General features: G+C 72.0%; 18 protein-coding genes. 9 read left to right on the top strand and 9 right to left on the bottom strand.

Annotation, left to right across the window (positions count from 1 at the left end):
• Position 1 precedes the first annotated feature (1 nt).
• Positions 2 to 2,257, top strand: coding sequence for a DUF5682 family protein (locus tag G3T38_RS09885; protein WP_163772143.1), 2,256 nt, complete (start codon positions 2 to 4; stop codon positions 2,255 to 2,257).
• Positions 2,254 to 3,429: a vWA domain-containing protein gene (locus G3T38_RS09880; RefSeq protein WP_163772142.1), complete on the top strand. Its 1,176-nt coding sequence runs from the start codon at positions 2,254 to 2,256 to the stop codon at positions 3,427 to 3,429. The genes G3T38_RS09885 and G3T38_RS09880 overlap by 4 nt, the downstream gene beginning before the upstream one ends.
• Positions 3,430 to 3,435: 6 nt before the next feature.
• Here G3T38_RS09880 and G3T38_RS09875 read toward each other — a convergent pair whose 3' ends face one another.
• On the bottom strand, positions 3,436 to 3,870 hold the full coding sequence (locus G3T38_RS09875; RefSeq protein WP_163772141.1) for a hypothetical protein: 435 nt from the start codon (positions 3,868 to 3,870) through the stop codon (positions 3,436 to 3,438).
• Between the two features lie 337 nt (positions 3,871 to 4,207).
• Here G3T38_RS09875 and G3T38_RS09870 point away from each other — a divergent pair, with 337 nt between their 5' ends.
• On the top strand, positions 4,208 to 4,831 hold the full coding sequence (locus G3T38_RS09870) for a hypothetical protein (protein ID WP_163772140.1): 624 nt from the start codon (positions 4,208 to 4,210) through the stop codon (positions 4,829 to 4,831).
• 45 nt (positions 4,832 to 4,876) lie between these two features.
• On the opposite strand, the gene G3T38_RS22615 is transcribed toward G3T38_RS09870, so the two are convergent.
• The 6 genes from G3T38_RS22615 to nrdR form a co-directional block, all read right to left on the bottom strand.
• The gene (locus G3T38_RS22615; protein WP_163772139.1) at positions 4,877 to 6,961 is read right to left on the bottom strand and encodes a ThiF family adenylyltransferase; all 2,085 of its coding nucleotides are present in this window, start codon (positions 6,959 to 6,961) and stop codon (positions 4,877 to 4,879) included.
• Positions 6,962 to 7,041: 80 nt separating this feature from the next.
• Entirely contained in the window at positions 7,042 to 8,028 is a 987-nt protein-coding gene (locus G3T38_RS09860) for an SMODS domain-containing nucleotidyltransferase (protein ID WP_163772138.1), read from the bottom strand.
• Positions 8,025 to 9,311: an SAVED domain-containing protein gene (locus G3T38_RS09855; RefSeq protein WP_174267838.1), complete on the bottom strand. Its 1,287-nt coding sequence runs from the start codon at positions 9,309 to 9,311 to the stop codon at positions 8,025 to 8,027. The genes G3T38_RS09860 and G3T38_RS09855 overlap by 4 nt, the downstream gene beginning before the upstream one ends.
• Positions 9,312 to 9,366: 55 nt before the next feature.
• Positions 9,367 to 9,510: a hypothetical protein gene (locus tag G3T38_RS20895; protein ID WP_174267837.1), complete on the bottom strand. Its 144-nt coding sequence runs from the start codon at positions 9,508 to 9,510 to the stop codon at positions 9,367 to 9,369.
• A gap of 447 nt (positions 9,511 to 9,957) precedes the next feature.
• Positions 9,958 to 12,867, bottom strand: coding sequence for a vitamin B12-dependent ribonucleotide reductase (locus G3T38_RS09850; protein WP_163772137.1), 2,910 nt, complete (start codon positions 12,865 to 12,867; stop codon positions 9,958 to 9,960).
• 214 nt (positions 12,868 to 13,081) lie between these two features.
• Positions 13,082 to 13,639 carry a transcriptional regulator NrdR gene (gene nrdR, locus G3T38_RS09845; RefSeq protein ID WP_163772136.1) on the bottom strand — a complete coding sequence of 186 codons (558 nt, stop codon included), beginning with the start codon at positions 13,637 to 13,639 and terminating at the stop codon, positions 13,082 to 13,084.
• A gap of 274 nt (positions 13,640 to 13,913) precedes the next feature.
• Here nrdR and G3T38_RS09840 point away from each other — a divergent pair, with 274 nt between their 5' ends.
• Positions 13,914 to 14,249, top strand: a complete 336-nt coding sequence (locus G3T38_RS09840; RefSeq protein ID WP_163772135.1) for a hypothetical protein — start codon at positions 13,914 to 13,916, stop codon at positions 14,247 to 14,249.
• Positions 14,250 to 14,408: 159 nt separating this feature from the next.
• Here G3T38_RS09840 and G3T38_RS09835 read toward each other — a convergent pair whose 3' ends face one another.
• Positions 14,409 to 14,813 carry a LysM peptidoglycan-binding domain-containing protein gene (locus tag G3T38_RS09835; protein WP_163772134.1) on the bottom strand — a complete coding sequence of 135 codons (405 nt, stop codon included), beginning with the start codon at positions 14,811 to 14,813 and terminating at the stop codon, positions 14,409 to 14,411.
• Positions 14,814 to 15,169: 356 nt separating this feature from the next.
• On the opposite strand from G3T38_RS09835, the gene lexA reads away from it, so the two are divergent.
• From lexA to G3T38_RS09810, 5 genes are all read left to right on the top strand, one after another.
• Positions 15,170 to 15,913: a transcriptional repressor LexA gene (gene lexA / locus G3T38_RS09830; protein WP_163772133.1), complete on the top strand. Its 744-nt coding sequence runs from the start codon at positions 15,170 to 15,172 to the stop codon at positions 15,911 to 15,913.
• 81 nt (positions 15,914 to 15,994) lie between these two features.
• On the top strand, positions 15,995 to 16,438 hold the full coding sequence (locus G3T38_RS09825; protein WP_163772132.1) for a hypothetical protein: 444 nt from the start codon (positions 15,995 to 15,997) through the stop codon (positions 16,436 to 16,438).
• 105 nt (positions 16,439 to 16,543) lie between these two features.
• Positions 16,544 to 18,655: a fibronectin type III domain-containing protein gene (locus G3T38_RS09820; RefSeq protein WP_163772131.1), complete on the top strand. Its 2,112-nt coding sequence runs from the start codon at positions 16,544 to 16,546 to the stop codon at positions 18,653 to 18,655.
• 90 nt (positions 18,656 to 18,745) lie between these two features.
• The gene (locus G3T38_RS09815) at positions 18,746 to 20,458 is read left to right on the top strand and encodes an alkaline phosphatase D family protein (RefSeq protein ID WP_338037576.1); all 1,713 of its coding nucleotides are present in this window, start codon (positions 18,746 to 18,748) and stop codon (positions 20,456 to 20,458) included.
• A gap of 1 nt (position 20,459) precedes the next feature.
• Positions 20,460 to 21,809 carry an alkaline phosphatase family protein gene (locus G3T38_RS09810; RefSeq protein WP_163772130.1) on the top strand — a complete coding sequence of 450 codons (1,350 nt, stop codon included), beginning with the start codon at positions 20,460 to 20,462 and terminating at the stop codon, positions 21,807 to 21,809.
• Here the strand turns inward: G3T38_RS09810 and G3T38_RS09805 are convergent.
• Entirely contained in the window at positions 21,795 to 23,894 is a 2,100-nt protein-coding gene (locus tag G3T38_RS09805; protein WP_420846789.1) for an ATP-dependent DNA helicase, read from the bottom strand. The genes G3T38_RS09810 and G3T38_RS09805 overlap by 15 nt on opposite strands.
• Positions 23,895 to 23,900: the final 6 nt, after the last annotated feature.

Raw genomic sequence — 23,900 nt, 5'->3', positions numbered from 1 at the left:
CGTGACCACGAGCGTCCTCGTCCCCCTCGGCGTCCGCCACCACGGCCCGGGCTCGGCCCGTGCCGTGCGGGCCGCGCTGGAGGAGCTGCAGCCCGACCTCGTCGTGGTCGAGGGCTGCCCGGAGCTCGACCCGCTGGTGGCGCACGTCGCCGACCCGGGGCTCGTGCCGCCGGTGGCGGCGCTCGTGTATGCCGCGGACGACCCGCGCCGGGCGGCGTTCTACCCGTTCGCCGCGTTCTCCCCGGAGTGGGTGGCGCTGCGGTGGGCGGTCGCCCGCGACGTACCGGTGCGGTTCGCCGACCTGCCCGCCGTCCACCAGCTGGCGCCGGAGGCGCCCGACGACGCTGGGGAGGACGCGCGCCCCGCGTCGTACCCCGACGTGATCGGCACGCTCGCCCGCACGGCCGGGTACGACGACCCCGAGCGCTGGTGGGAGGACGCCGTCGAGCTGCCCGACGCCGCGGGCAGCGTCCTCGACCGGTTCGCGCTGCTGCGGGAGGCCGTGACGGAGGTGCGGGACGCGCACCGCGCGGAGCACCCGGAGGAGGACCTCGAGAACGCCCGGCGGGAGGCGGCGATGCGCCGCGTCGTGCGGGCGGCCCTCAAGGAGGGCCACGAGCGGGTGGCGTTCGTGTGCGGTGCGTTCCACGCGCCGGCGCTGCACCTGCCCGACTTCCCGGCGGCCGCCCACGACAACCGGCTCCTCGCCCGCCTGCCGCGCACGAAGGTGGCGGTGACGTGGGTGCCGTGGACGCACGGGCGGCTTCGGCTCGCGAGCGGGTACGGCGCGGGGGTGGGCTCGCCGGGCTGGTACGACCACCTCTTCACCTGGGCCGACCGTGACCGGGACGGCGTGGTGCCGGCGTGGATGGTGGCCGTCGCCCGGGCGCTGCGGACCGCCGGGATCGACGCCCCGCCCGCCTCGCTCGTGGAGGCGACCCGGCTGGCCGACGAGCTGGCGGTGATGCGCTGCCGCCCGTCGGCGGGGCTGGCCGAGCTGCAGGACGCGGTGCTCACCGTGCTCTGCGAGGGGTCGACGTTGCCGCTCCAGCTCGTCGAGGAGCAGGTGGTGGTGGGGCAGCGCCTCGGCGAGGTGCCGGAGCACGTGCCGATGGCGCCGGTCGCCGCCGACCTCGCGCGTCAGCAACGGGCGGTGCGGCTCAAGCCGAGCGCCTCGGTGACGGAGGCCGTGCTCGACCTGCGCACGCCCAACGGCCGCGCCCGCTCCGCGCTGCTCCACCGGCTGCGCCTGCTCGGCATCGACTGGGGCACGCCGGTCGACGCCGGCCGCACGACGGGCACCTTCAAGGAGGCCTGGCGCCTGCAGTGGGACCCCGGCTTCGCCGTCGCCCTCGTCGACGCGGGCCTGCGCGGCACGACCGTCGCCGACGCCGCGGCTCGCACGGTGGCGGAGGACGCCGCCGCGGCCCCCGACCTCCCGGCGCTGAGCGACCTCGTCGAGGCCTGCCTGCTCGCCGACCTGCCCGCGGGGCTGACCGCGGTGGTCGACGCGCTCGCCGAGCGCACGACCCACCAGCACGACGCCCTGGCGCTCGCGGAGAGCGTGGGTCCGCTGGCGAGGACGCGGCGGTACGGCGACGTGCGCGGCGCCGACACGACCCGCGTCGCCGGGCTGCTCGGCACGGTGGTCGTGCGGGCCTCCGTCGGGCTGCGGGCCGCCTGCGCGAGCCTCGACGACGACGCGGCCGCGCGGGCGCGACGGGCGATGGAGACCTGCGACGAAGGAGTCACGCTGCTCGACGACGCGGAGCTGCGCCGGCCGTGGCAGGAGGCGCTCGCTATCCTCGCCGCCGACGAGACCGTGCACGGCTCCGTCGGCGGTCGGGCCAACCGGTTGCTGCTCGACGCGGGCGTGGTCGTGCCGTCCACTGCGGCGGAGCGGATGGCTCGCCGGCTCTCCCCCGCCGCTCCGGCCCCCGCGGCGGCCGCGTGGCTCGACGGCTTCCTCGCCGGCGACGCCGCCGTGCTGCTCCACGACGACGACCTGCTGCGGATCCTCGACGACTGGATGGCCGGCACCGCCGACGTCGTCTTCGACGACCTGCTGCCGCTGCTGCGGCGCACCTTCGCACGGTTCTCGGCCGCGGAGCGGCGCGCCGTGGCGCGCGGGGTCGGGCGGGGGCCCGCCCGTCCCGGTGCGCGCTCCGTCGCTCTCGACGTCGAGGCTGCCGCGCCGGTCCTGGCCGGGGTGGCGCGGCTGCTCGGCGCTCCCGGGGTGGGAGGGGCGGTCGCATGAGCGAGCGGGACGCGCGCACGCGGTGGCGGTTGGTGCTCGGGGCACCGTCCGACGAGGTGCTCGGCGCCGACGGCAGGGTGGAGCTCTCGGCCGACGACGTGAAGCGGGACGAGGCGCTGGAGGCGTTGTACGGCGAGCGCTCCGGCTCCCGCTCGCGAGCCGGTGGCCTCGGTGGTTCGTCCCCGCGAGTCGCCCGCTGGCTGGGCGACATCCGCACCTACTTCCCCAGCTCCGTCGTGCAGGTGCTCCAGGTGGACGCCATGGAACGCCTCGGCCTCCGTGAGCTGCTGGCGGAGCCGGAGCTGATGGAGGCGGTGCAGCCGGACGTCCACCTCGTGACGACGCTGATGGGCCTGCGGGGCGTGATCCCCGAGCACTCGAAGCAGACCGCCCGCCGGGTCGTGCGCACCGTCGTCAACGAGATCGAGGAGCGGATCCGGGCGCGCACCGTGCAGGCCGTCACCGGGGCGCTCGACCGGGCCGCCCGCAGCCGCCGCCCCCGGCCGGCCGACATCGACTGGGGGCGCACGATCGCGGCGAACCTGAAGCACTACCTGCCCGAGCACCACACCGTCGTGCCCGAACGGCTCGTCGGCCACGCCCGCCGCGCCCACCAGCTCGAGCGCGAGATCGTGCTGTGCGTCGACCAGTCGGGCTCGATGGGGCCGTCCGTCGTCTACGCGTCCGTGTACGGCGCCGTCCTCGCCTCCCTGCGGTCGGTCGCCACACGGCTCGTCGTCTTCGACACCGAGGTCGTCGACCTCACCGACGACATGGACGACCCCGTCGACGTGCTCTTCGGGGTGCAGCTCGGAGGCGGCACCGACATCAATCGCGCGCTGGCCTACTGCGAGAGCCGCATCGAGCGGCCCGCCGACACCGTGCTCGTGCTGCTGAGCGACCTGTTCGAGGGCGGCATCGCCGAGGAGATGCTGGCGCGGTGCGCGCGTCTCGTCGCCTCAGGGGTGACCGTCGTGGCACTGCTGGCGTTGAGCGACGACGGCGCACCCGCGTACGACGAGGACCACGCCTCCGCGCTCGCCGGGCTCGGCGTGCCCACGTTCGCGTGCACGCCCGAGGCGTTCCCGGACCTCATCGCGGCCGCCATCGAGCGGCGCGACATCACCGCGTGGGCCGCGGGTGAGGGGATCGTGACGGCGCAGCCGGGGTGAGGTCGCTCAGTCGAGCCCGAGGTCTCCGCACTCCGCCTGGACCTGCTCGACGGCCGTGCCCATGCCCTCGCTGTCGGCGGTGTTCAGCGCGGTGCCCAGCAGCGCGCTCGCGTCCGCGAGGTCCTGGTAGGTGTCGTCCTCCGCGGCCGCCGCCATGGCGTTGTAGTGCACCGCGGGCATCTCCCAGAAGGCCGGCTCCTCGAGCCGGTTGTCGGTGCGCTCGGGCAACGGCTCGTCGGCGTCGAGGCGCGACGCCGTCACGCACGCCGCGGTGGCGTTGGCCTCGGCCCGCGGCAGGTCGTCGTCGCCCGAGCCGCCCACGAGAAGTCCGATGGTCACGCCGACCGCCAGGGCCAGCACCGCGGTCAGCACGACCGCCACCACCCATCGGGTGCGGCGGGAGGGAGCGGCGGGAGCGGGAGGAGCGTCAGGCGTGGTCACGCGCGCCACCGTTCCACTCGTCGGTCACGACGAAACGCCACGCGTACACCCGACGAGAACAGGGCCGGAGCATGATGCTCCGGCCCTGTCACCACGCCACGCGCACCCGGCTCCTACGATCCCCGACCCGCATCGCGCGCACCTGCGTGTCAGCCGTTAGATGGCACCCGACCGCAGCACACCCGAGCCATCCCGCTGGTACCGCCGGTGGGGCATCTCCATCCACCACCTCACATGACGACCACGGCTCAGGTCCCCCGCCGTTGATGGCGACCTGGTACGCGCACGCCGCCTCGAGCTCGGGCTCGGCGAACGCAGGCTTACAGCCCAGATGGGAGTGGGTGTCACCCAAACCGTGCTGCGAGGTATCGAGGCCGGCACCAGCCACGCGGGCCTCACCCTCGGCGAGATCCAGCGACTCGCCGCCCTCCTCAGCTTGCCCCATGGCCAGCTGCTGACGGCGCCGACTGTGACGGAGCCGGCAGCCGGTCCCGCGGGTCCGCCCACCGCAGCTGAGCACCGTGAGCGTGCGGTGAAGTTGGTGTCCGCACTCCTGATCGAGATCAACCGCACGATCCCTGAGCAGACGCTCGTCGAGCTGGCCGAGGTCAGCCTGAGCGAGCTAGACGCGGTGCTTGGCGAGCTCGAGTCGCGACTCAGTGCCGCGGGCCTGTGCGTACGCATCGTCCACGGAGGAGCGTTCATCCGCTCGGTCGACGGCAGCCTCGACAGGGACTCTGCCCTCGTCACTTGGCGGTGGCACCTCGGAAGGGACAGCCTCAATATGGGCCAGGAGAAACTGCTCCAGAAGCTGGCCCGAGGGGCGGGGCTGAAGAATCTCGGGAACGACGAGCGGGTCCGCGGCGCGGCTCTGGTCAACGCGGGCATCCTCACCACGACCTGCTCGGATGGGTTCGCGCTCGCCGAGGATGCCTCGTTCTCGCTCCATGGCAGCCAGTAACCCACCCGGCCGCCCTCGGTCATGGGGCCGGATGACTTCCTGCGGCTAAGCGGCCGAGTCGGCCGGATCGCTTGGTGACGACAACATCTGGCGCAGTGAGGGCATGAGCAGCCTGCGTGACGGGGTCACCCCGGACTGGGGAAGGGCCATGAGGTGAGTGCCGGACTGACCGCTTGCGAGGTGCAGGCAGATGGCGTTGAGCAGCGCCCCGCTCACGCCGGCAAGATCCGCCGCAGAGCCGTGGAACGTCGGGATGGAGCAACCACGCGTCGGGACGAACTCGCTCCCCGGACTCGGCTCGTTCCAGAACACCCGGTAGTCCTCGATCTCAGAGTCGGCCTCCACCTGTGCGCCGGCTTCCGTGTCCAGTTCAGTCAGGGTGTGACCGCCTCCCGGGACCGCCACGATCGCGATGCCCAAGGTGCCGGTGTCGGTGTCGGTGGCGATCTGCGCGAACGTCGTGCGCCTGTCCGGCCGCGTCACGACCAGGTCGTCCAGGAAACGGGTGACGGCGCGGTTGATGGTTGCGTCAATGAGGAGGTCTGCCTCGAGGATCGCCTCCGGCGGAGTCAGATCCTCCAGCAGCTCGACCTCCACGTCGTCACGCATGGCTCGCAGTCGAGTTGCAAGCGCCCTGTCCTTTCGCAGCCCTACGTCGGCTTCGACGAAGTCCTGGCGCACCAGCAGACCTCCGGTCACGCATCCCGGGTCGTGCAGCACGACCTTCCCGACACCGGCTCGGACGACCCACTCAGCGATCCACGACCCGATGCCGCCGGTCCCCCAAACGTGCACCGTCTTCCCCACCAGCTCGCCAACGGGCCGGCCGACGTCGCGGCGGACGGTCACCTCGCCTCGCTCGTCGCTGACCCGACACCACTCCATCGGGACACGGCCGCTCGCGAGCACAAGCTTCTCCGGGGTGACGACGACGTCCGGTGCCGCCAGCGCCTCACGGGTCACGTCAGCGACTTGGGCTGGGACGCGCAGGCAGATCAGGTGGCGAGAACCGCCGCCCGGGTGGGGAACCGCGACGAGCGCGTACTGCTGGGCGCCTGCGGGGTTGAGCCGCATGCCGTCAATGAGCGCCGCGGCCAATCTGGTGACCGGCTCCTCCGGCTCGGGGTACTCGAACGCCTCATTGTCCTCGCTCGCACCCACGTCCGCAGCCAGCCGGTGCCCGTTCCAGCCGCACGTCCACGCCAGGCTCTCGAGGGGGCCTCTCCGGGCGATGGAACGGATTTCGTCAACGGCCGCGGTGGTCGTTCTCGGCGGCGTCAGTGCCGGACTGAGCTCGAGCGCGCGCTCATGGATGGCGCGCTGCGTGTCGCGAGGCCACAGGCCCTGCGTAACCTCGATGCGGCCGAACAGTTCCGACAGGGCGCCCGAGCCGGCGCCGATGGGCAGGTCGCCGCGTAGCGGTATGACCGGGATGACCAAGTCGCGATCGTCAAGGCGGTCGGCGATGAGGTCGTATCGGTTGGGCGGCATGTCCTGATTGGAGGCCGTCTCGTCGCTGGCGGCGCGGGCGTGCAGGTACATGCGCGTGGGCCGCGCAGTCGTCGGCAACGGGTCGCGGATCACGATGGTCGGCGTGCCGGGCGTAAGGTGCGGCGTCCCTCCGACCGCGTGGTAGAGCGCAGTGTTCGGGTCGTACTTGTTGCCCGCGGTGTTCTCCACCCAGTCTCGCAGCCGACTCAGGGTCGAACGGATGCCGTCGCCTGGGTCCCACTCGCGAGCCGGGTCCAAGTACAGGCACAGCTGGAACCCCGAGAGGACGTGCGCAGCCCCCAAGAAGCGCAGGTGGTCCACCATCACGTGCGGGGGCCAGCCCTCACCCGGCTCGATGGCGATGGTGAACTCCTCACGGTCATGGAAGCGCACCTTCGCTCTCGGGGACCTCGAGCACCCGGTGGTGTCGAAGCTGACCTTCACGTGGCACACCGCAGTCTCCTCGTCGAAGACGGGGCCCGCCTCGACGACGAACTCGGCGAACTCTCCGACCGCATCGTCGAGGTCGAGCAGTGCCTGCGCCTGCCATTCGCTCGGCCCCACCACGGTCTCCACCAGGTCGCTCACCTCGAGGGCGCTCAACACCGGCGTGTTACCGACGTCGTACTCCGTCGACACCAGGGACTCCTGCGCTGCCCTGGCCGGTCGGGCACGCCGCCGGTCGGCACCCGACCGGCGACGAGGGCGCCTGGCGGTACTCACCCCGCCCGCCCGTTACGGCTGGACGTCGTGGCTGCGCCGGTCCCGGCAGCTCCCCCCGACCCACCCCCACTGGTCTTGGGCGCCTTGAAACCTTCCCCGAAGAGCGCCTGCCACTTCGTCACGCTGTCTTCGTGGTCGGTCTCATGGAACGCGTCGTCGATCTCCGCTCCGTGCGCGGCGATGCGCTTCTTGAAGTACGAGAACGACTCCGGCTGCCACCGGTGCGTGAAGTCGATACCGGTGCCGGAAGGCTTCACCGGAGGGACGCCGTCGTACTCGGCGAGCCACCCGTTCAGACCGGCGATGAGGGTGAGGAGCGTGGTGGGGACGTCCTTGAACGCGTCCGGGTTGTTCAGCTTCGCGGCTGGCGTCACCTGGTTTCCGAGCAGCGTCGTGATGATGATCGAGGGCGTGCCGGTGAACGACCCCTTGTGATCACGCAGGTACTTGACGATGCGGATGGCCCTGCGGAGGTTCCCGTTGGCCAGCTGGTCCTTCTCCTGCATCCAGGATGTGAACTCGTCAGGAGTGGTGATCTCGAACTTGTTCTTGTCGCGGTTGATGATGCGCTGGGTGCCGTCGGGGAACACCACGTACGGCACTACGTCGACGTGCATGCCGTCGTAGTGGACACGGACGCACCGCGCGTGGCGCTCGAAGTCGCGCCAGTTCAAGACCGGGCTGTCGTCGATGGCGTTGTAGACAAGGTTGGAGTACTTGCGCGGGTCGTCGACCCAGTCGGGGTTGTACCGCAGCCGCACCATGACGTCGGCGTCGAAGTCCTTGCCTGGCTGCGGCGTGATGATGGTGCGTTGCGCCCAGGACCCCTGCCGCTTCATGCTGAGAACGTCGTCGCCGCTCAGCTCGTCGTCATGGAGGGCGGCGAACACCTCATCTGCCTTGTCCTCGAGGACGTCGAGGTTGAACTTGCTCAGGTTGATGGTGTCGCGCAGCAGGACGTTGAAGTGGTCGATGTGCTTCACGGTCGGCTCGCCTTCGGATCGTTGGCCGAGGTGTCGCGGCCCTGCTGGTTGATGAGCAGGACTGCCTCGTAGGCGCCGTCGACGGTGCGTTGGTACACCGCGACCGGTGGCTGGGTTTCTCTCATGAACGCACGCCCAGCCTCGACGGCCGCCGCAACCGGCAGGGCACCGATCAGGTGCCAGCGCCCCGCACCCGGATACGCCTGTTCCGCTGCACCGAGCATGTCGCGGAACGACTTGCCGAAGGCCATGAGGGTGTCCTCGTGCTCAAGCAGCGTCGGCGTCGGCGTGATCCCGTCAGGACGAAGCGTGAACACCGGGACGTCGGCCAGGTCGGTCGGCAGACGGGCCGTGTCCACCTCGGCGCTGAGTGAGCAGATCAGGACCACGTCCGTGGCGTCCCGCCCCTCGTCCCTCGACGCCTGGCTCGACCGCTCGAGGGCGAAGCTCACCGGCGAACCTTGGGACGGGTAGGACCACCCGGCGCCACGGTGCTTCTGCCACAGCCGGGTATCGACCTTGTCGTCGAGCTCCGCGCCCAGGAGGACGAGGGCCGGGATAGGCGCGATCGCGAACACCGAGATGTGCGTAATCTCATCATCGGCCACGGCCTGGCGAACCTGTGAGAGCGTGCGACGGATCATGCTGCCGGCCATGTCCCAGTACCCGTCATCGATGGCCTCGCCAGAGAGTTCGCACACGAACTGGCCGCTGCGCTGACTGTCGACGAGCCCCAGGTAGTCGTGAGCAATCACCGTGTCGGCGACCTCTCGCCGCGACGCCATCGAGAACGACCCGCGTACGTCCGAGCCGACCCGGATGACGGCCGTTCGGGTGAGGCCTCCGTCCTCTGTGACACGTTCGACTCGCGACTCGTGCCGTGCCTTGAGCTCGCGCAGCTTGGGTGCGGTGAAGAACGCGACGTGGGCCTTGTCGTCGATCATCTTGTGGCAGGTGTGACACAGAAGGAGGAGGTTCTCCTCCGCCTCCCTGTCTAGGTCGTCGGGCTCGCCCTGGATGACGCCGCGCGGGGACCCCGCGGTGCCGGTCGCACCGCGGATGTGGGCCGCCTCCGCGGCGTTGATGGAGTGGAGGTAGGTGTGCTCCTCGCCGAACAGCCGGTGGTTGCAGATAGTGCAACGGCCGGCGCCCTTGCCCCAGAGGGCGTAGCGCACCGTCTCCTTGATGGTCCCGCGAATCGTTGTGTCACGGACCGGCTGGTCGGCGTCCTCGATGGGTGCCGGCCTCGGGTTGAGGGGTCGGGTCGTAGCTGAGTCAGTCATGCACTGCTCCTGATGAGACGTCGCTCAGGGCGACGCGATGGCCACGCGCGGCGGACTACTTCTTGCCGCGCTTGGGACTCTGGGACAGGGCGCTGGCGGCCGCGGTCTTCGCGGTCTTGCTGCTCTTGGGGTTGCTGAGCACCTTGCCTGCGGCCTTGACCGCCTTCGCTCCGGTCTGACGGGTGTTCCGTCGAGCCATCTTTCTCACCTCCGTCCGTGGCGACGTGACAAGTCGGCACGGACGGTGGTTCAGTACGGACGCACACCCGCATGGACCATCTGTGTCTGTGCCACAAGGACCCGGCCCGGCAAGGCCGGGTCCTTGCTTTTTGTCTGGGCTTCTTCTGCCCGCGTTCAGTGGATCATGTAGCGCCGACAACATGCCGGCACCGAGGGTGCGGGCGTAGCCGCCGGCCGCGGTGGTCACCGTGCCTGGGGACACTCGGCAAACACGCAGGCGCGCCCCGGACCTTCCGGAGACAGCACCGGCCCGACTCCCCCATGTTGGGGGAGCCGGGCTGGCATTGTTCGATCGTCATCCTCAACTAACAGATGTCCCCATCAACTCGATGATGATGCGGTTTGCCACCAGGGCAACCGCTGCCAGACAAGGCAACTTCTTGTGACGAACCGGGCAACATCACAGTCAGCTGCAACCGCTGGTCGAGCCGCAGCCCTCGCAGACGTAGCACGAACCAGCCGGGCGCATCTTGGTGCCGCAGGTGAAGCAGAGCGGGCTGTCGACCGCCGTGCCCGTGATCTTCTCGAGCAGCTCCGCGGAGGTGTGGGCCTCCTTCGGGGCGGGCTTGGCGCCGGCCTCGGCGGACGCGGCCTTCTCCTCGGCCGTCACGACCGTGGCCTCGGGCAGCGGCGTGATCTCCACGGTCGGCGCCTCGAGCAGCTCGGCCGCCGAGCCCGTCTCCTCGACCGGCTCGTAGGAGCCCGTCTCCAGGTGACGCTGGCGCTCCTCGGCGGAGTAGATGCCGAGGCCCGCCCGCTCGTCGAACGGCAGGTAGTCCAGCGCCAGGCGACGGAAGATGTAGTCCATGATCGACTGGCTCATCCGGACGTCCGGGTCGTCGGTCAGACCGGCCGGCTCGAAGCGCAGGTTGGTGAACTTCGAGACGTAGGTCTCGAGCGGCACGCCGTACTGCAGACCGATGGAGACCGCGATCGAGAACGCGTCCATCACACCGGCCAGGGTCGAGCCCTGCTTGCCGAGCTTGAGGAAGATCTCGCCGAGCTCGCCGTCGTCGTGGGCACCGGAGGTCATGTAGCCCTCGGCACCGCCGACCGTGAACGACGTCGTGCGGGAGACGCGCGACTTCGGCAGGCGCTTGCGGGTCGGGGCGTAGACGATCTTCTCGACGACCTTCTCCACGACCTCGGCAGCCTCGGCAGCCTCGGCGGCGTCCGCCGCGTCCTTCTTCGCCTTGCCGCCGCCGTCGGAGAGGGGCTGGCCGACCTTGCAGTTGTCGCGGTAGATCGCCGTGGCCTTGAGGCCCAGCTTCCACGACTGCAGGTAGACGTCCTCGATCTCCTCGACCGTGGCCGACTCGGGCAGGTTGACCGTCTTGCTGATCGCGCCCGAGAGGAACGGCTGCGCCGCGGCCATCATGCGGACGTGGCCCATCGGCTTCAGCGAGCGGGCACCCATCGCGGTGTCGAACACCTCGTAGTGCTCCTGGCGCAGGCCCGGGGCGTCGATGACGTGGCCGTGCTCGGCGATGTAGTCGACGATCGCCTCGACCTGCTCCGGCTGGTAGCCGAGCTTCTTCAGCGCGCGCGGAATCGTCTGGTTGACGATTTGCATCGAGCCGCCGCCGACGAGCTTCTTGAACTTCACGAGCGAGAAGTCGGGCTCGATGCCGGTGGTGTCGCAGTCCATCATGAAGCCGATGGTGCCGGTCGGCGCGAGCACGGAGGCCTGCGCGTTGCGGAAGCCGTTGACCTTGCCCAGCTCGACGACCTGCGCCCACTCCTTGGTGGCGAGGCGGTGCACGGCCGTGTCGTTGCTGTGCAGCGTGCGCACGGCGTCGTTGGCGGCCTGGTGCTTGCGCATGACGCGCTGGTGCGCCTCGGCGTTGCGGGCGTAGCCGTTGTAGGGACCCACGATCGCGGCGAGCTCGGCCGAGCGGCGGTAGGAGGTGCCGGTCATCAGCGAGGTGATGGTGCCGGCCATCGCGCGGCCACCGTCGGAGTCGTAGCCGAGGCCCATGGCCATCAGCAGCGCGCCGAGGTTGGCGTACCCGATGCCGAGCTGGCGGTAGTTGCGCGTCGTCTCGCCGATGGGCTCCGTCGGGAAGTCCGCGAAGCAGATCGAGATGTCCATCGCGGTGATGATGATCTCGACGGCCTTGGCGAACAGGTCGGCGTCGAAGGTGTCGTCGTCCTTGAGGAACTTCAGCAGGTTGAGCGACGCCAGGTTGCACGACGAGTTGTCGAGCGACATGTACTCCGAGCAGGGGTTGGACGCGGTGATGCGACCCGTCTCGGGGTTGGTGTGCCAGTCGTTGATCGTGTCGTCGTACTGCAGACCCGGGTCGGCGCACTCCCACGCCGCCTTCGCGATCTTGTGGAAGAGCTCGCGGGCGTCGACCGTCTCGATGACCTCGCCGGTCTGACGGGCGCGGAGACCGAACTCCGTGCCGTCCTCGACGGCGCGCATGAACTCGTCGGAGACGCGGACCGAGTTGTTGGCGTTCTGGTACTGCACCGAGGTGATGTCCTCGCCGCCCAGGTCCATGTCGAACCCGGCGTCACGGAGGGCACGGATCTTGTCCTCCTCGCGCGCCTTCGTCGCGACGAACTCCTCGATGTCGGGGTGGTCGACGTCGAGCACGACCATCTTGGCCGCGCGACGCGTGGCGCCGCCCGACTTGATGGTGCCCGCGGACGCGTCGGCGCCGCGCATGAAGGAGACGGGGCCGCTCGCGGTGCCGCCCGAGGAGAGCAGCTCCTTGCTGGAGCGGATGCGGGAGAGGTTCAGGCCGGCACCGGAGCCGCCCTTGAAGATGAAGCCCTCCTCCTTGTACCAGTTCAGGATCGAGTCCATCGAGTCGTCGACCGACAGGATGAAGCAGGCGGAGACCTGCTGGGGGCTCGAGGTGCCCACGTTGAACCACACGGGCGAGTTGAACGAGAAGTACTGGTGGACCAGCAGCCAGGTGAGCTCGTGCTCGAAGACCTGGGCCGCCGCCTCGTCGGCGAAGTAGCCGTGCTCGACGCCGGCCGCGACGTACGTCTTCACGACGCGGTCGACGAGCTGCTTGAGGCTCCACTCCCGCGCGTCGGTGCCGAGGGCACCGCGGAAGTACTTCGACGTGACGATGGTCGAGGCGTTGACGGACCAGAAGTCGGGGAACTCGACGCCGCGCTGCTCGAAGACGGTGGCGCCCGTCTTCCAGTTCGTCTGGACGACGTCGCGACGCTCCCAGGTGATCTCGTCGTAGGGGTGCACACCCGGGGTGCTGAACACCGGGGTCAGGGTGAGGCCGGCCGCGCCCGAACGACCCTCAGCGCCTGCTGCGCCCGGGCCGCTCACCGTCTCCGTCATGAAATCTCCTCGATCGTCGCTGCTGGGTCACTACTGGCTGTCGTTCGGTCGTGCTGGTCGCGCACGAGGGCCGGGGACTCCCCCGTACAACGCCCTCGCGGCGACATGTATTGCTGGTCTGCGTGCTGTGGTGCGTGCGGATGTCGACGCTGGGCCGACGAACGATGGTGTGCCCGGCACGCCGCTTCCCCACGACGTGCCGGGCAGCTGGTGGTCAGCCGCTCGTGGCGGGCGCCGGCCGCTGTCCAGCGTTGCCGACGGCACTGACAGTTCTGGGATCCCCGCCGGGACCGTCTCCGGCCTCGCCGGCGGCGGCCGCGGCCTCCGCCCGGTCGAGCCGCAGCAGGCCGATCTCCGCCTCGAAGTCGGCGGCGGACTCGAAGGAGCGGTAGACGCTCGCGAAGCGCAGGTAGGCCACCTCGTCGAGCTGCCGCAGCGGGCCGAGGATCGCGAGGCCCACGTCGTGCGCCTTGATCTCGGCCGAGCCGGAGGCACGCAACGTGTCCTCGACGGCCTGGCCCAGGCAGGCGAGGTCGTCGTCGCTCACCGGGCGGCCCTTGCAGGCCTTCCGCACTCCGGCGATCGCCTTCGCACGGTTGAAGGGCTCGCTCGCACCCGACCGCTTGAGCACCGACAGCTGCATGAGCTCGACCGTCGTGAACCGCTGCTCGCACGCGAGGCAGGACCGACGACGTCGGATCGACGCGCCGTCCTCCGCGACCCGGGAGTCGAGGACCTTCGTGTCGCTGTTGCGGCAGAACGGGCAGTGCACGACGCGACTCCTCCTCGGACCTGGGATGTGGACGCAGATGTGGATGAAACGACCTCGCCTGTGGATGAACCAGGCGTCGGGTGTGGGTATCTGCAAGCGATCTGTGAACTAGATGTGGATAACTACATCCGTGTAAGTACTAGATGTGGGGGTAACCGTACGCGTCGACCCCAAGCCGTGCAAGTGCCCCCGGACGACCTCCGAGGAAGTCGCGGAACGCGCAGGTCAGAGCCGTTCGACGGCGTGTCGCGCGCCCATCCGTCATGATGGGACGGTGGCCGGGGGGAAGCGCGCAGGAGACCGTTCGAGCGAGCCGACCCGCGCCCGCGGATCCGGCCGCACCCTGGCCCTCCACGCCCTCGGCATCACCGTGACGGTCGTCGCGTGGGGCTACCTCGTGTGGATGGCGATCGACCTCGGCCGCGCCGCGCGCGACGACGGCAGCGGCGTCGCCTGGCTCCTGCTCGCCCTCGCCTGCCTGGGCGCGATCGCGTGCCTCTTCATCGGACTGCTGCTCGGCGGGAGCGCCCTGCGCCTGCTGGCCGGGGCGAACGGCTCGCCCACCGACCAGCCGCCCCGCCCGACCGGAGGCAAGCGCGCGGCACGCTGAACCGCCGCACGGGCCATCGGCACCGCACGCACGGCACGAGGGGGCGAGCCCGCCGTCGCGGGCTCGCCCCCTCGCTCTCTTCCCCTGGTCCGGCAGGTCGGGGTCGAGTCGACCTGCCGGGATCGTGGGCGTCGCGGACGACCGCGACGCGTGGCGGGCTCAGCCCGCCGCGGGCACCTCGAGCTGGTCGCCGGCCATCAGCGCGCCCGAGCTCAGGTGGTTGATCGAGCGGATCTCGTCGATGACGTCCTGCACCGACTCACCGGAGCCCGCACGTGCGGCTGCGATGTCCCACAGCGTGTCGCCCGACTGGACGCGGATCGTCTCCGTCTGCCCGGCCGTCGAGCCGTCGCTCGCCGCGGACACCGAGCCGAGCACGACCCCCAGCGCCAGCATGGCGACGAGGCCGAGCACCAGGACGACCAGACGTCCGCGTCGCGTCAGGCGCAGCGAACCCTGCGCCCGGGCCGCCGGACGGACCGCCGGACGGGCCGGGCGGGCAGCGCGCACGGGGCGGGCGGCACGGGCCGTCGGCAGCTGCGAGGCGAAAGCGGTCGAGCTCATGGTGACCTCCTGGGGAAGTGTCGGGCCGTGACGAGCGATGTCTATCGACGGCCACCGACAGTTCTGGATCGCGAGCTCCGCAGACCCGACCGTCGATCACACGTTCGATCGAACACGTGAGCGACACTAGAGCAGGTGTTCGATCGCTTCAAGACCTGGGTCGAACATTTCTTCGACCAGCCGCCTCGTGCGACGCGGGACACGCCCGGTCGAACAGATGTTTGAATCCTGATGGGTCCGACGACTAGCGTGCGGTCCACGACGGTGGCCCGCCCCGGCAGCAGAGCAGCGGCGGCGCGGCCACCGAGCAGTCGACCGAGCGGCGAAGCGTCGAGGGCGCGGAAAGAAGGACGGACATGGCGGCGACCAAGGACCCGGGCGACGACGCAGGGGTGACGGACGTGTCGGGGGTGCCGCAGCCCGGTGCGGGCCAGGCGCGCCTCACCCCGCGCCAGGCACGCGTGCTCGCGGTCATCACGACCGCGCTCGACGAGCGCGGCTACCCGCCGAGCATGCGCGAGATCGGCGAGCAGGTGGGCCTCACGAGCTCCTCCTCCGTCGCCCACCAGCTCAAGGCGCTGGAGGAGAAGGGCTACCTGCGCCGCGACCCGAACCGTCCCCGGGCGATCCAGGTCGTCGGGCCCGGCGTCGAGGTCGAGCGTTCGGCGCTCTCCAGCGCCGAGGAGACCGACATCGACGAGACCGACATCGGCGAGGCGCGCCCCGCCGCGACGTACGTGCCCGTCGTGGGGCGCATCGCCGCCGGTGGCCCGATCCTCGCGGAGCAGCGGACCGAGGACGTGTTCCCCCTGCCGCAGCAGCTGGTCGGTGACGGCACGCTCTACCTGCTCGAGGTCTCCGGCGACTCGATGATCGACGCGGCCATCTGCGACGGTGACTACGTGGTGGTCCGCCAGCAGCCGACGGCCGAGAACGGCGAGATCGTCGCCGCCATGATCGACGGCGAGGCGACCGTGAAGACGTTCCAGCGCCGCAACGGCCAGGTCTGGCTCCTCCCCCACAACGAGGCGTACGACCCCATCGACGGCACCCACGCGACGATCCTCGGCAAGGTCACCGCGGTCCTCCGCCGCCTCTGATCCTCGTCGCTCCGGGCCCGGTCGATCCGGGCCCGGGGACGGCCGTAGGATCACGTCGAGGCCGTCCCCGAGGAGACCGCAATGCCGAGCGACACCCCGCGCTTCCCGGTGCTGGAGGCTGCCGACGGCTACCGGATCCGCGACGTGGACGCCCACGTGGCCGCGCTGGTCGAGGAGATGCGCCGCGGGCGGCGCACCGGCTTCCATCCCGGACCCTTCGACCCCCGTCCGTTCCCGTCCGTGCACGACGCGCAGGTGTACGACGCGGGTGTCGTCGACGCGTGGATGGACCAGTGCTCGGCCGAGCTCGAGGCCCGCCGCCAGCACCCCTCCAACGGCGGCGGGTGGCAGGCTCCCGAGCCCTACGCGGGCGACCTGGACGACCCGCCGGAGCTCCGCGGCACGAGCGCCCGGGACGAGGGCACGCCCGACCACTTCGTCAGCAGCGTCCCGACCTGGGCCCGCGTCGTCGCGCTCGTGGTCATCGTCGCGCTCCTGGGCGCCTACGTGCTGTCCTTCTTCTGACCCGTGCGGCCCGCTCGCCGTCCACACCCGTACGGCGCGGGCCCGTCATCCCCAGGTCCGCCGGGCCGCACCCCGTTCGACGCTCCGCCGGGGTTGGATGAGTCCATGTCGCTCTTCCGTCTCCTCGTCGTCGTGGCCCTCGTGGTCGCTGGCTGCGCCCTGCCCGCGGCGGCCGGCGCGGGGGCGGACCGAGGCGTCGCCGTGGCCGCTCCGGCCGGTGCCGCAGCCGACGACGCCCTCGCGCTCTCCTCGCTGCCCGGCGCCGAGCGCACCGTCTTCCTCGACGTCGACGGCCACGACGTCCGTGGCACGGCGTGGAACACGGGCCACGGCCTCGCGGCGGGCACCTACCCCGGCCTCCGACCCGCGGGGGGCTGGGACGAGGCGACGCTCGAGCTGGTGCGGCTCGTCTGGCAGCGGGTCGCCGACGACCTGGCGCCCTTCGCGGTCGACGTCACGACCGCCGATCCGGGCGCGGACGCCCTCGAGCGCGCGTCGACGAGCGACCGCGCCTACGGGATGCGGGTCCTGCTCACGACCAGCACGACGGCGGCCAGCACCCTGTGCGACGAGCCGTGCGGCGGGATCGCCTTCGCCGACGCCTTCGACCGGGTCGGTTCGGCCGACCAGTCCCCCACCTGGGTGTTCGTGGACCCCGACGATCTCGCCGCGGCGCGGTCCGAGCCCGGTCGGCTCCCAGCGCTCGCCGACACGCTGGCGGCCGCGGCCTCCCACGAGCTGGGCCACACGCTCGGGCTCGCCCACGACGGCGACGAGGAGTTCGAGTACCACCCGGGCCACGGCTACTGGGCGCCGATCATGGGGCGCAGCGACGGCCGGTCGCTCGTCCAGTGGAGCAACGGTGACTTCCCCGGCGCCGTCCGCCGGGAGGACGACGTCGCGCTCATCGCCGCCAACGGCGCGCCGCTGCGCGCCGACGACCACCGCGACAGTCCCTCGACCGGCACCGTCGTCGCCCCCGGCACCGTGACCCACGGCGTGATCAGCACCCGGACCGACCGCGACGTCCTCCTCGTCGACACGACGTGCAGCGGCACGGTCCGGGCCCAGGTCGCTCCTTCCCCGGGCGGCAACCTCGACGTCGGTCTGCGCCTCCTCCGCGCCGACGGCGGGGTGCAGGAGGTCGGCGGCACGGGCACGCACGGCGACGGGGCCGTGCTCGGCCTCGACGCCGACCTCGTGAGCGGTCTCGTGCCCGCCGGCCGCTGGGCCGTCGAGATCGACGGTGTCCCCGTCACGACGGGTGTCGCTGCAGACGGGCGCCCCACCTGGTCGGACTACGGGAGCCTCGGCGCCTGGTCCGCCCGCATCACCACGTCGTGCGCCGCCGCGGCTCCGCCCGCCGTCACCGACGTGCGGATGGCCCCGCCCGCCCCCGGGGTGCTGCAGGTCCGCTGGGGCACCGCGTCGGGGACGCCACCGACGGCGTACGAGGTGCGGCTCTGGGACGGCGAGCACCTCGTCCGAGGCCCCGAGACGGTCCCTGTCGGCGCGACCTCGGCGACGAGCGAGGCGACGGCCCGCGGTGGCCGGCACCAGCTGGGCGGCCTGCGGACGGCGGCGACGTACCGGGTCGAGGTGCGCAGCGTCGTCGGCGGTGAGCGCGGGCCGTGGTCGGGCACCACCGGACGCACCCCGCCCGGCGCGGTGACGCGGCTCGCGGCGACCGACGTCAGGCCGACCTCGGCGACGCTCACGTGGTCCCTGCCGACGACGGGCGCCGCCGACGTGACCGGGTACGTCGTGGTGGTCAACGGCCGCTCCCAGTGGGTCCCGGCCCGACAGCGCCGCCTCACGCTCGACGGGCGCCGCCCCGGCAGTTCGCTCGCCGTCGAGGTGCGGCCCACGTCCGCGACCGGGCACGGCGCCTCCGCGTCCCTGACCGTGCGGTTGCCGCGGGCATCGGTGCCGTCCGCGCCCACCGGTCTCAGCGTCCGACCGGGGCCGGTGGGCCCGCCGACGACGGCGTACGTGCGGTGGGGCGCCGCGCACGCGAACGGGGCGCCGATCACGGCCTACTACGTGGTGGCCCGTCCCGTCGGCGGCCGCACGGGCAAGGTCTCCCGGGTGCTGGCCCCGTCCGCTCGATCGGTCGACCTGCCGCTCCCCGGCGGCCGGTGGGTCGTGCACGTCCACGCGGTCAACGCCCGCGGGACGGGTCCGGGAATGCGGTCGGTCTCCGTGCTCGCGCAGTAGCGACGTGAACGGGTGGCGACGGCTCGCCGTACGGATCGTGCTCACATCCCCGGGCACGGAACCCGCGGGCGCACCCCTCGTTACGGAGGTGTGCCCCAGGACTCATCGCGCGACGACCTCCGCCCGCCGCTGCCCGCGGTCCGGCGCCGTACCGTGCTCGCCGGCTCCGCCGTCGCTGGCGCCGCCGCGGTGGCCACCGACCCGTTCGACGCACCGGAGGCCGGTGCGGCCGCCGCCTCGCCGTACTTCCAGCACGGTGTCGCCTCCGGCGACCCGCTCCCCGACCGGGTCGTGCTGTGGACACGGGTCACGCCCCAGCGCGACGCGACCCCCGGCTCCGGACGCGGCGGCAACGTCACCGTCGAGTGGCAGGTCGCGACCGACACCCGCTTCCGCCACCTCGCGGCGCGCGGCACGTACCGCACGGGACCTGCCGCCGACCACACCGTGAAGATCGACGCGACCGGGCTCCGGCCGGGCACGCGGTACGTCTACCGCTTCCTCTTCCAGGGAGTCGCGAGCCCCGTCGGTCGCACCCGGACGGCGCCGGCCGCGACCGCCGTCCCCGAGCGCGTGCGTCTCGGCGTCGTGTCGTGCGCCAACCTGCAGGCCGGCTACTTCCACGCCTACCGCCACCTCGCGCAGCGCGACGACCTCGACGCGATCCTCCACCTCGGCGACTACCTGTACGAGTACGGGCCGGGCGAGTACGGGCTCGGCCAGGACAACGTCGACGTGCGCCCTCACGTGCCGGCCCGGGAGATGGTCTCGCTCGCCGACTACCGGCAGCGCCACGCGCAGTACAAGCAGGACCCGGACCTGCAGTGGCTGCACTCGAAGTACCCCTTCATCGTCACCTGGGACGACCACGAGACCACCAACGACGCCTGGCGCGACGGCGCCGAGAACCACCAGCCGGCCACCGAGGGCGACTGGGCGACGCGGCGCGCGCGGGCGCACCGGGCCTACGACGAGTGGATGCCCGTGCGGATGAACGGCACCGCCGCGCTCGGCGACGGGACGCGACTCTTCCGCAGCCTCCGGTTCGGCCGCCTCGCCGAGCTCTCGATGCTGGACCTGCGCACCTACCGCGACGAGCAGGTCGCCCACCCCGCCGTCGACGCCCGCGTCAGCGACCCCGCGCGCACCATCACCGGTCGCGCCCAGCTCGACTGGCTGAAGACCGCGCTCGGCACCACCCAGGTGCAGTGGAAGCTCGTCGGCAACCCGGTGATGATCGCCCCGGTCACCTTCGCCCAGCTGCCGACCGAGCTCCTCGACCCCGTCAACGACGTGACCCACCTGCTGCCCCGGGACGGGTCGCCCTACAACGTCGACCAGTGGGACGGCTACACCGACGACCGGCGCGAGCTCTTCGCCCACATTCGCGACCGGGGCATCCGCGACACGGTGTTCGTCACCGGCGACATCCACTCCGGGTGGGCCGCCGACCTGCCGTACGACGTCGCGACCTACCCGCTCGGCCGCTCGGCCGGCGTCGAGTTCGTCGCCAGCTCGGTGACGTCCAACAACCTCAAGGACATCCTCGGCGTGCCGCCGCGCACCGGGAGCGTCGCCGTCGAGTCGGCGATCCGGCTGGCCAACCGGCACGTCCGCTACCTCGACTTCGACTCGCACGGCTACTCCGTGCTCGACGTGACGAGCGCCCGGGTGCAGATGGACTGGTACGTCACCGGCCCGCGCGACCAGCGCGGTGCCGGCAGCACCCACGCCGTGTCGTTCCAGACGCTCGCCGGCACCAACACCATCAGCCGGGCCGCCGGGCCCGTGGGAGGACGCTGACATGACCGACTGCGTGCACCGGGACCCCGCGACCCCGTCGCCGTTCCTCGACGGGGACCCCGAGCGAGAGCACCTGCGGCCCGCGGCCCAGCGCCGTACCTTCCTCAAGGTCGCCGGAGCGGGCGGCGCCGCGCTCACCTTCTCGGCCGCCCTCGGCGCGGGGCGAGCGGCGGCCGGCACCCGCCCGGCGATGACCAACCGGGCCTACGTGATCGTCGTCGACGGTTGCCGACCCGACGAGATCGACTCGGGGCTGATGCCGAACCTGCAGGCGCTGCGGGCGGGCGGTCTCCACTTCCCGCAGGGTCGGTCGCTCCCGATCATGGAGACGATCCCCAACCACGTGATGATGATGACCGGCGTGCGCCCCGACCGGAACGGCGTGCCGGCCAACGCGATCTACGACCGCACCCTCGGCGCGGAGCGCACCCTGGAGCTCCCCACGGACCTCAAGGCCACCACGCTCATGACGCTCGCGCGCAAGCACGGCATGACGGCGGGCTCGGTGCTGAGCAAGGAGTACCTCTACGGGATCTTCGGGCGGAACGCGACCTACCGCTGGGAACCCGGCCCGATCGTGCCCGTCAGCGGCCACGCCCCCGACCCGTTCACCATGGACGCGGCGCTCTCCATCGTCGAGGAGTTCGACCCCCACCTCGTCTTCGTCAACCTCGGCGACGTCGACCGGGTCGGCCACACCGACCTGACGGGCGGGCTGTCGCTGGAGCTGCTGCGGCGTACGGCGCTGGTGGCGACCGACCTGCAGGTGAAGCGCTTCGTCGACATGCTGAAGGCGACCGGCCGCTGGGCGCGGTCGCTGGTCGTGGTGCTCGCCGACCACTCGATGGACTGGTCGCTGCCCCACAAGGTCGTCTCGTTGAGCTCGCCGTTCGACGCCGACCCGCTGCTGACGGGCAAGGTCGCGATCGCGCAGAACGGCGGCGCGAACCTCGTCTACTGGACGGGCCCGGCCTCCCAGCGGCAAGCGGGCGTCGACCGCATCGTGGCGATCGCGAAGGCGCAGCGCGGCGTGCTCGGTGTCTACGACCGGGCGCGGGTGCCGAGCCTCCGTCTGGGGCCCAACGCCGGCGACGTCGTCGTCTACTGCCGCGCCGGGTGGCGGTTCTCCGACCCGCACGTGCTCGCCAACCCCATCCCCGGCAACCACGGGCACCCCACGACGGAGCCGATCCCCTTCTTCCTCGCCGGCGGGCACCCGGCCGTGCCGCGGGGGCGCACCTCGCCGCTGGTGGCCACCACCGTCGATGTCACGCCGACGGTCGCCCGCTTCCTCGGCCTGCCCTTCCCCACCGGACGGTGGGCGTGGGACGGCCGGTCACTCCTCGGCTGAGGCCGACAGCCGCGCGAGCGCCTTGACGACGATCTCGGGGTCCGTCGTGCGCCACATCGCGGGCAGGCTGGCCTCGAGGAAGCGGCCGTAGCGCGCCGTCGCCAGCCGCGGGTCGAGCATCGCCACCACGCCGCGGTCCTCGACCGTGCGGATCAGGCGGCCCGCGCCCTGGGCCAGGAGCAGTGCGGCGTGGGTGGCCGCGACCTGCATGAAGCCGTTGCCGCCGGCCGCGTCCACGGCGCGCTGCCGGGCCGACATGAGCGGATCGTCCGGCCGCGGGAACGGGATGCGGTCGATGATGACGAGCTGGCAGGTGTCGCCGGGCACGTCGAGGCCTTGCCAGAGGCCGAGCGTGCCGAACAGGTTGGTGTGGGGGTCGCCGACGAACTGGCGGGTCAGCTCGGAGAGCTGGGCATCGCCCTGCGCCAGCGTCGTCAGGTGGGGCAGACGCTCCCGCACGGCCTCGGCTGCCGCCTCGGCCGCGCGGCGTGAGGAGAAGAGCCCGAGCGTGCGCCCCTCAGCGGCGTCGATGAGCCGCACGATCTCGTCCACCTGGGCCGCGCCGAGACCGTCGCGACCCGGCGGCGGGAGGTGACGCGCGACGTACAGGATCCCCTGCCGCCCGTAGTCGAACGGCGAGCCGACGTCGAGACCGCGCCACGGCAGGACACCCGAGGTGGCGGCAGCGTCGCCGTCCACCTTCGCCGCCGGCGCCGCGTCGGAGGCCCCGATCCGGTCCGCGCGCTCGGACGGCTTGAGCCCGACCGTCGACGCCACCACGTCGAAGTCGCCGCCGAGCATGAGCGTCGCCGAGGTGAAGACGACCGTCGACTCCGTCAGCAGCCGGTCGCGCATCTGGCCCCACACCTGCAGGGGCGCCACGCAGAGGCGGTCGGGGATCCGGTCGCGGCCCGACCCGAACGGCCGGGAGAGCCACACGACGTCGTTCTCGCTGTTCGCGGCCAGGCGCTCGGCGGTCGCGAAGACCTCCTGGACGCCCGCCTTCGCCTGCGCCTTGCCCGCATCGGGCTCGCCGGGCGCGTCCTTCGGCCCCCGAGCGAACGCCGAGACGCACTCGCGGGCCGCGTCGCGCACCAGCTCGATCGACTCCGCGACGATGTCGGGCAGCCGGTCGAGCCGGCCCGCCTCCGTCTCGCTCATCGCGGCCCGCAGCGACTCGGCGGCGTCGGCCAGGTCGTCGGCGGGGTTGCTCGGCGCGTCCGCCTCCTCCACGTGGCGCCGGGCCCGGCGCGCGGCCCGGTCGACGTCGTTGGCGCTGAGCTCGTCGGTGGCCGCCTGCGTCACCCGGGCGACCAGCTCGTGGGCCTCGTCGACGACGACCGCGTCGTATTCCGGGATCATCGGGATGCCCTCGATCGCGTCGATCGCGAGCAGCGAGTGGTTGGTGACGACGAGCTGCGAGTCGGCGGCCTTGGCCTTGGCCCGCTCGGCGAAGCACTCCTCGCCGTAGGCGCACCGCGTGGCGCCCAGGCACTCCCGGGCACTGACGCTGACCTGCCGCCACGTGCGGTCGTTGTGGCGCGGCGCGTGGTCCTTGTCGCCGGGACCGCCCGACTCGGCCTGCTCCTCGGCCCACGAGCGCAGCGCCAGCACCTCGGCGCCGAGCGTGCCCTCGGGGACCTCGACCAGCACGCCCTGGTCGTCGGGGACGCCCTCGCGGATCCGGTGCAGGCACGCGTAGTTGGACCGGCCCTTGAGCACCGCGTAGGACGTGTCGACGCCCTTCTCGCCCTTCACCGCCTTCACCAGCCGCGGGAGGTCGCGCTCGACCAGCTGGTGCTGCAGGGCGAGGGTCGCCGTGGCGATCACGACGCGCTCGGAGTGGAGCATGGAGGGCACCAGGTAGGCCAGCGACTTGCCCGTGCCGGTGCCGGCCTGCACGAGCAGGTGCTCCTCGCCCGCGAGGGCCTCCGCGACGGCGTCGGCCATCTGCAGCTGCCCCGCCCGCTCGGCGCCGCCGAGGGCCGCGACCGCCGTGCCGAGCACCTCGCGCACCCGCGACGGAGGCCCGGCGGAGGCCGTCACGGCAGGCTCGTCGGGGGCGTTCGCGGAGGGGGAGGACACCCGGGC

Source organism: Nocardioides zeae (assembly GCF_010686755.1).
GTDB lineage: Bacteria > Actinomycetota > Actinomycetes > Propionibacteriales > Nocardioidaceae > Nocardioides > Nocardioides zeae.
The sequence above is the reverse complement of the archived record's forward strand: the minus strand, read 5'-3'. Positions and strand labels throughout refer to the sequence as shown.

Coding starts and splice junctions, on each gene's coding strand:
- G3T38_RS09880 (WP_163772142.1), top strand. CDS start 2,254: ATGAGCGAGCGGGACGCGCGCACGCGGTGGCGGTTGGTGCTCGGGGCA.
- G3T38_RS09855 (WP_174267838.1), bottom strand. CDS start 9,311: ATGACTGACTCAGCTACGACCCGACCCCTCAACCCGAGGCCGGCACCC.
- G3T38_RS20895 (WP_174267837.1), bottom strand. CDS start 9,510: ATGGCTCGACGGAACACCCGTCAGACCGGAGCGAAGGCGGTCAAGGCC.
- G3T38_RS09850 (WP_163772137.1), bottom strand. CDS start 12,867: ATGACGGAGACGGTGAGCGGCCCGGGCGCAGCAGGCGCTGAGGGTCGT.
- G3T38_RS09835 (WP_163772134.1), bottom strand. CDS start 14,813: ATGAGCTCGACCGCTTTCGCCTCGCAGCTGCCGACGGCCCGTGCCGCC.
- lexA (WP_163772133.1), top strand. CDS start 15,170: ATGGCGGCGACCAAGGACCCGGGCGACGACGCAGGGGTGACGGACGTG.
- G3T38_RS09825 (WP_163772132.1), top strand. CDS start 15,995: ATGCCGAGCGACACCCCGCGCTTCCCGGTGCTGGAGGCTGCCGACGGC.
- G3T38_RS09820 (WP_163772131.1), top strand. CDS start 16,544: ATGTCGCTCTTCCGTCTCCTCGTCGTCGTGGCCCTCGTGGTCGCTGGC.
- G3T38_RS09810 (WP_163772130.1), top strand. CDS start 20,460: ATGACCGACTGCGTGCACCGGGACCCCGCGACCCCGTCGCCGTTCCTC.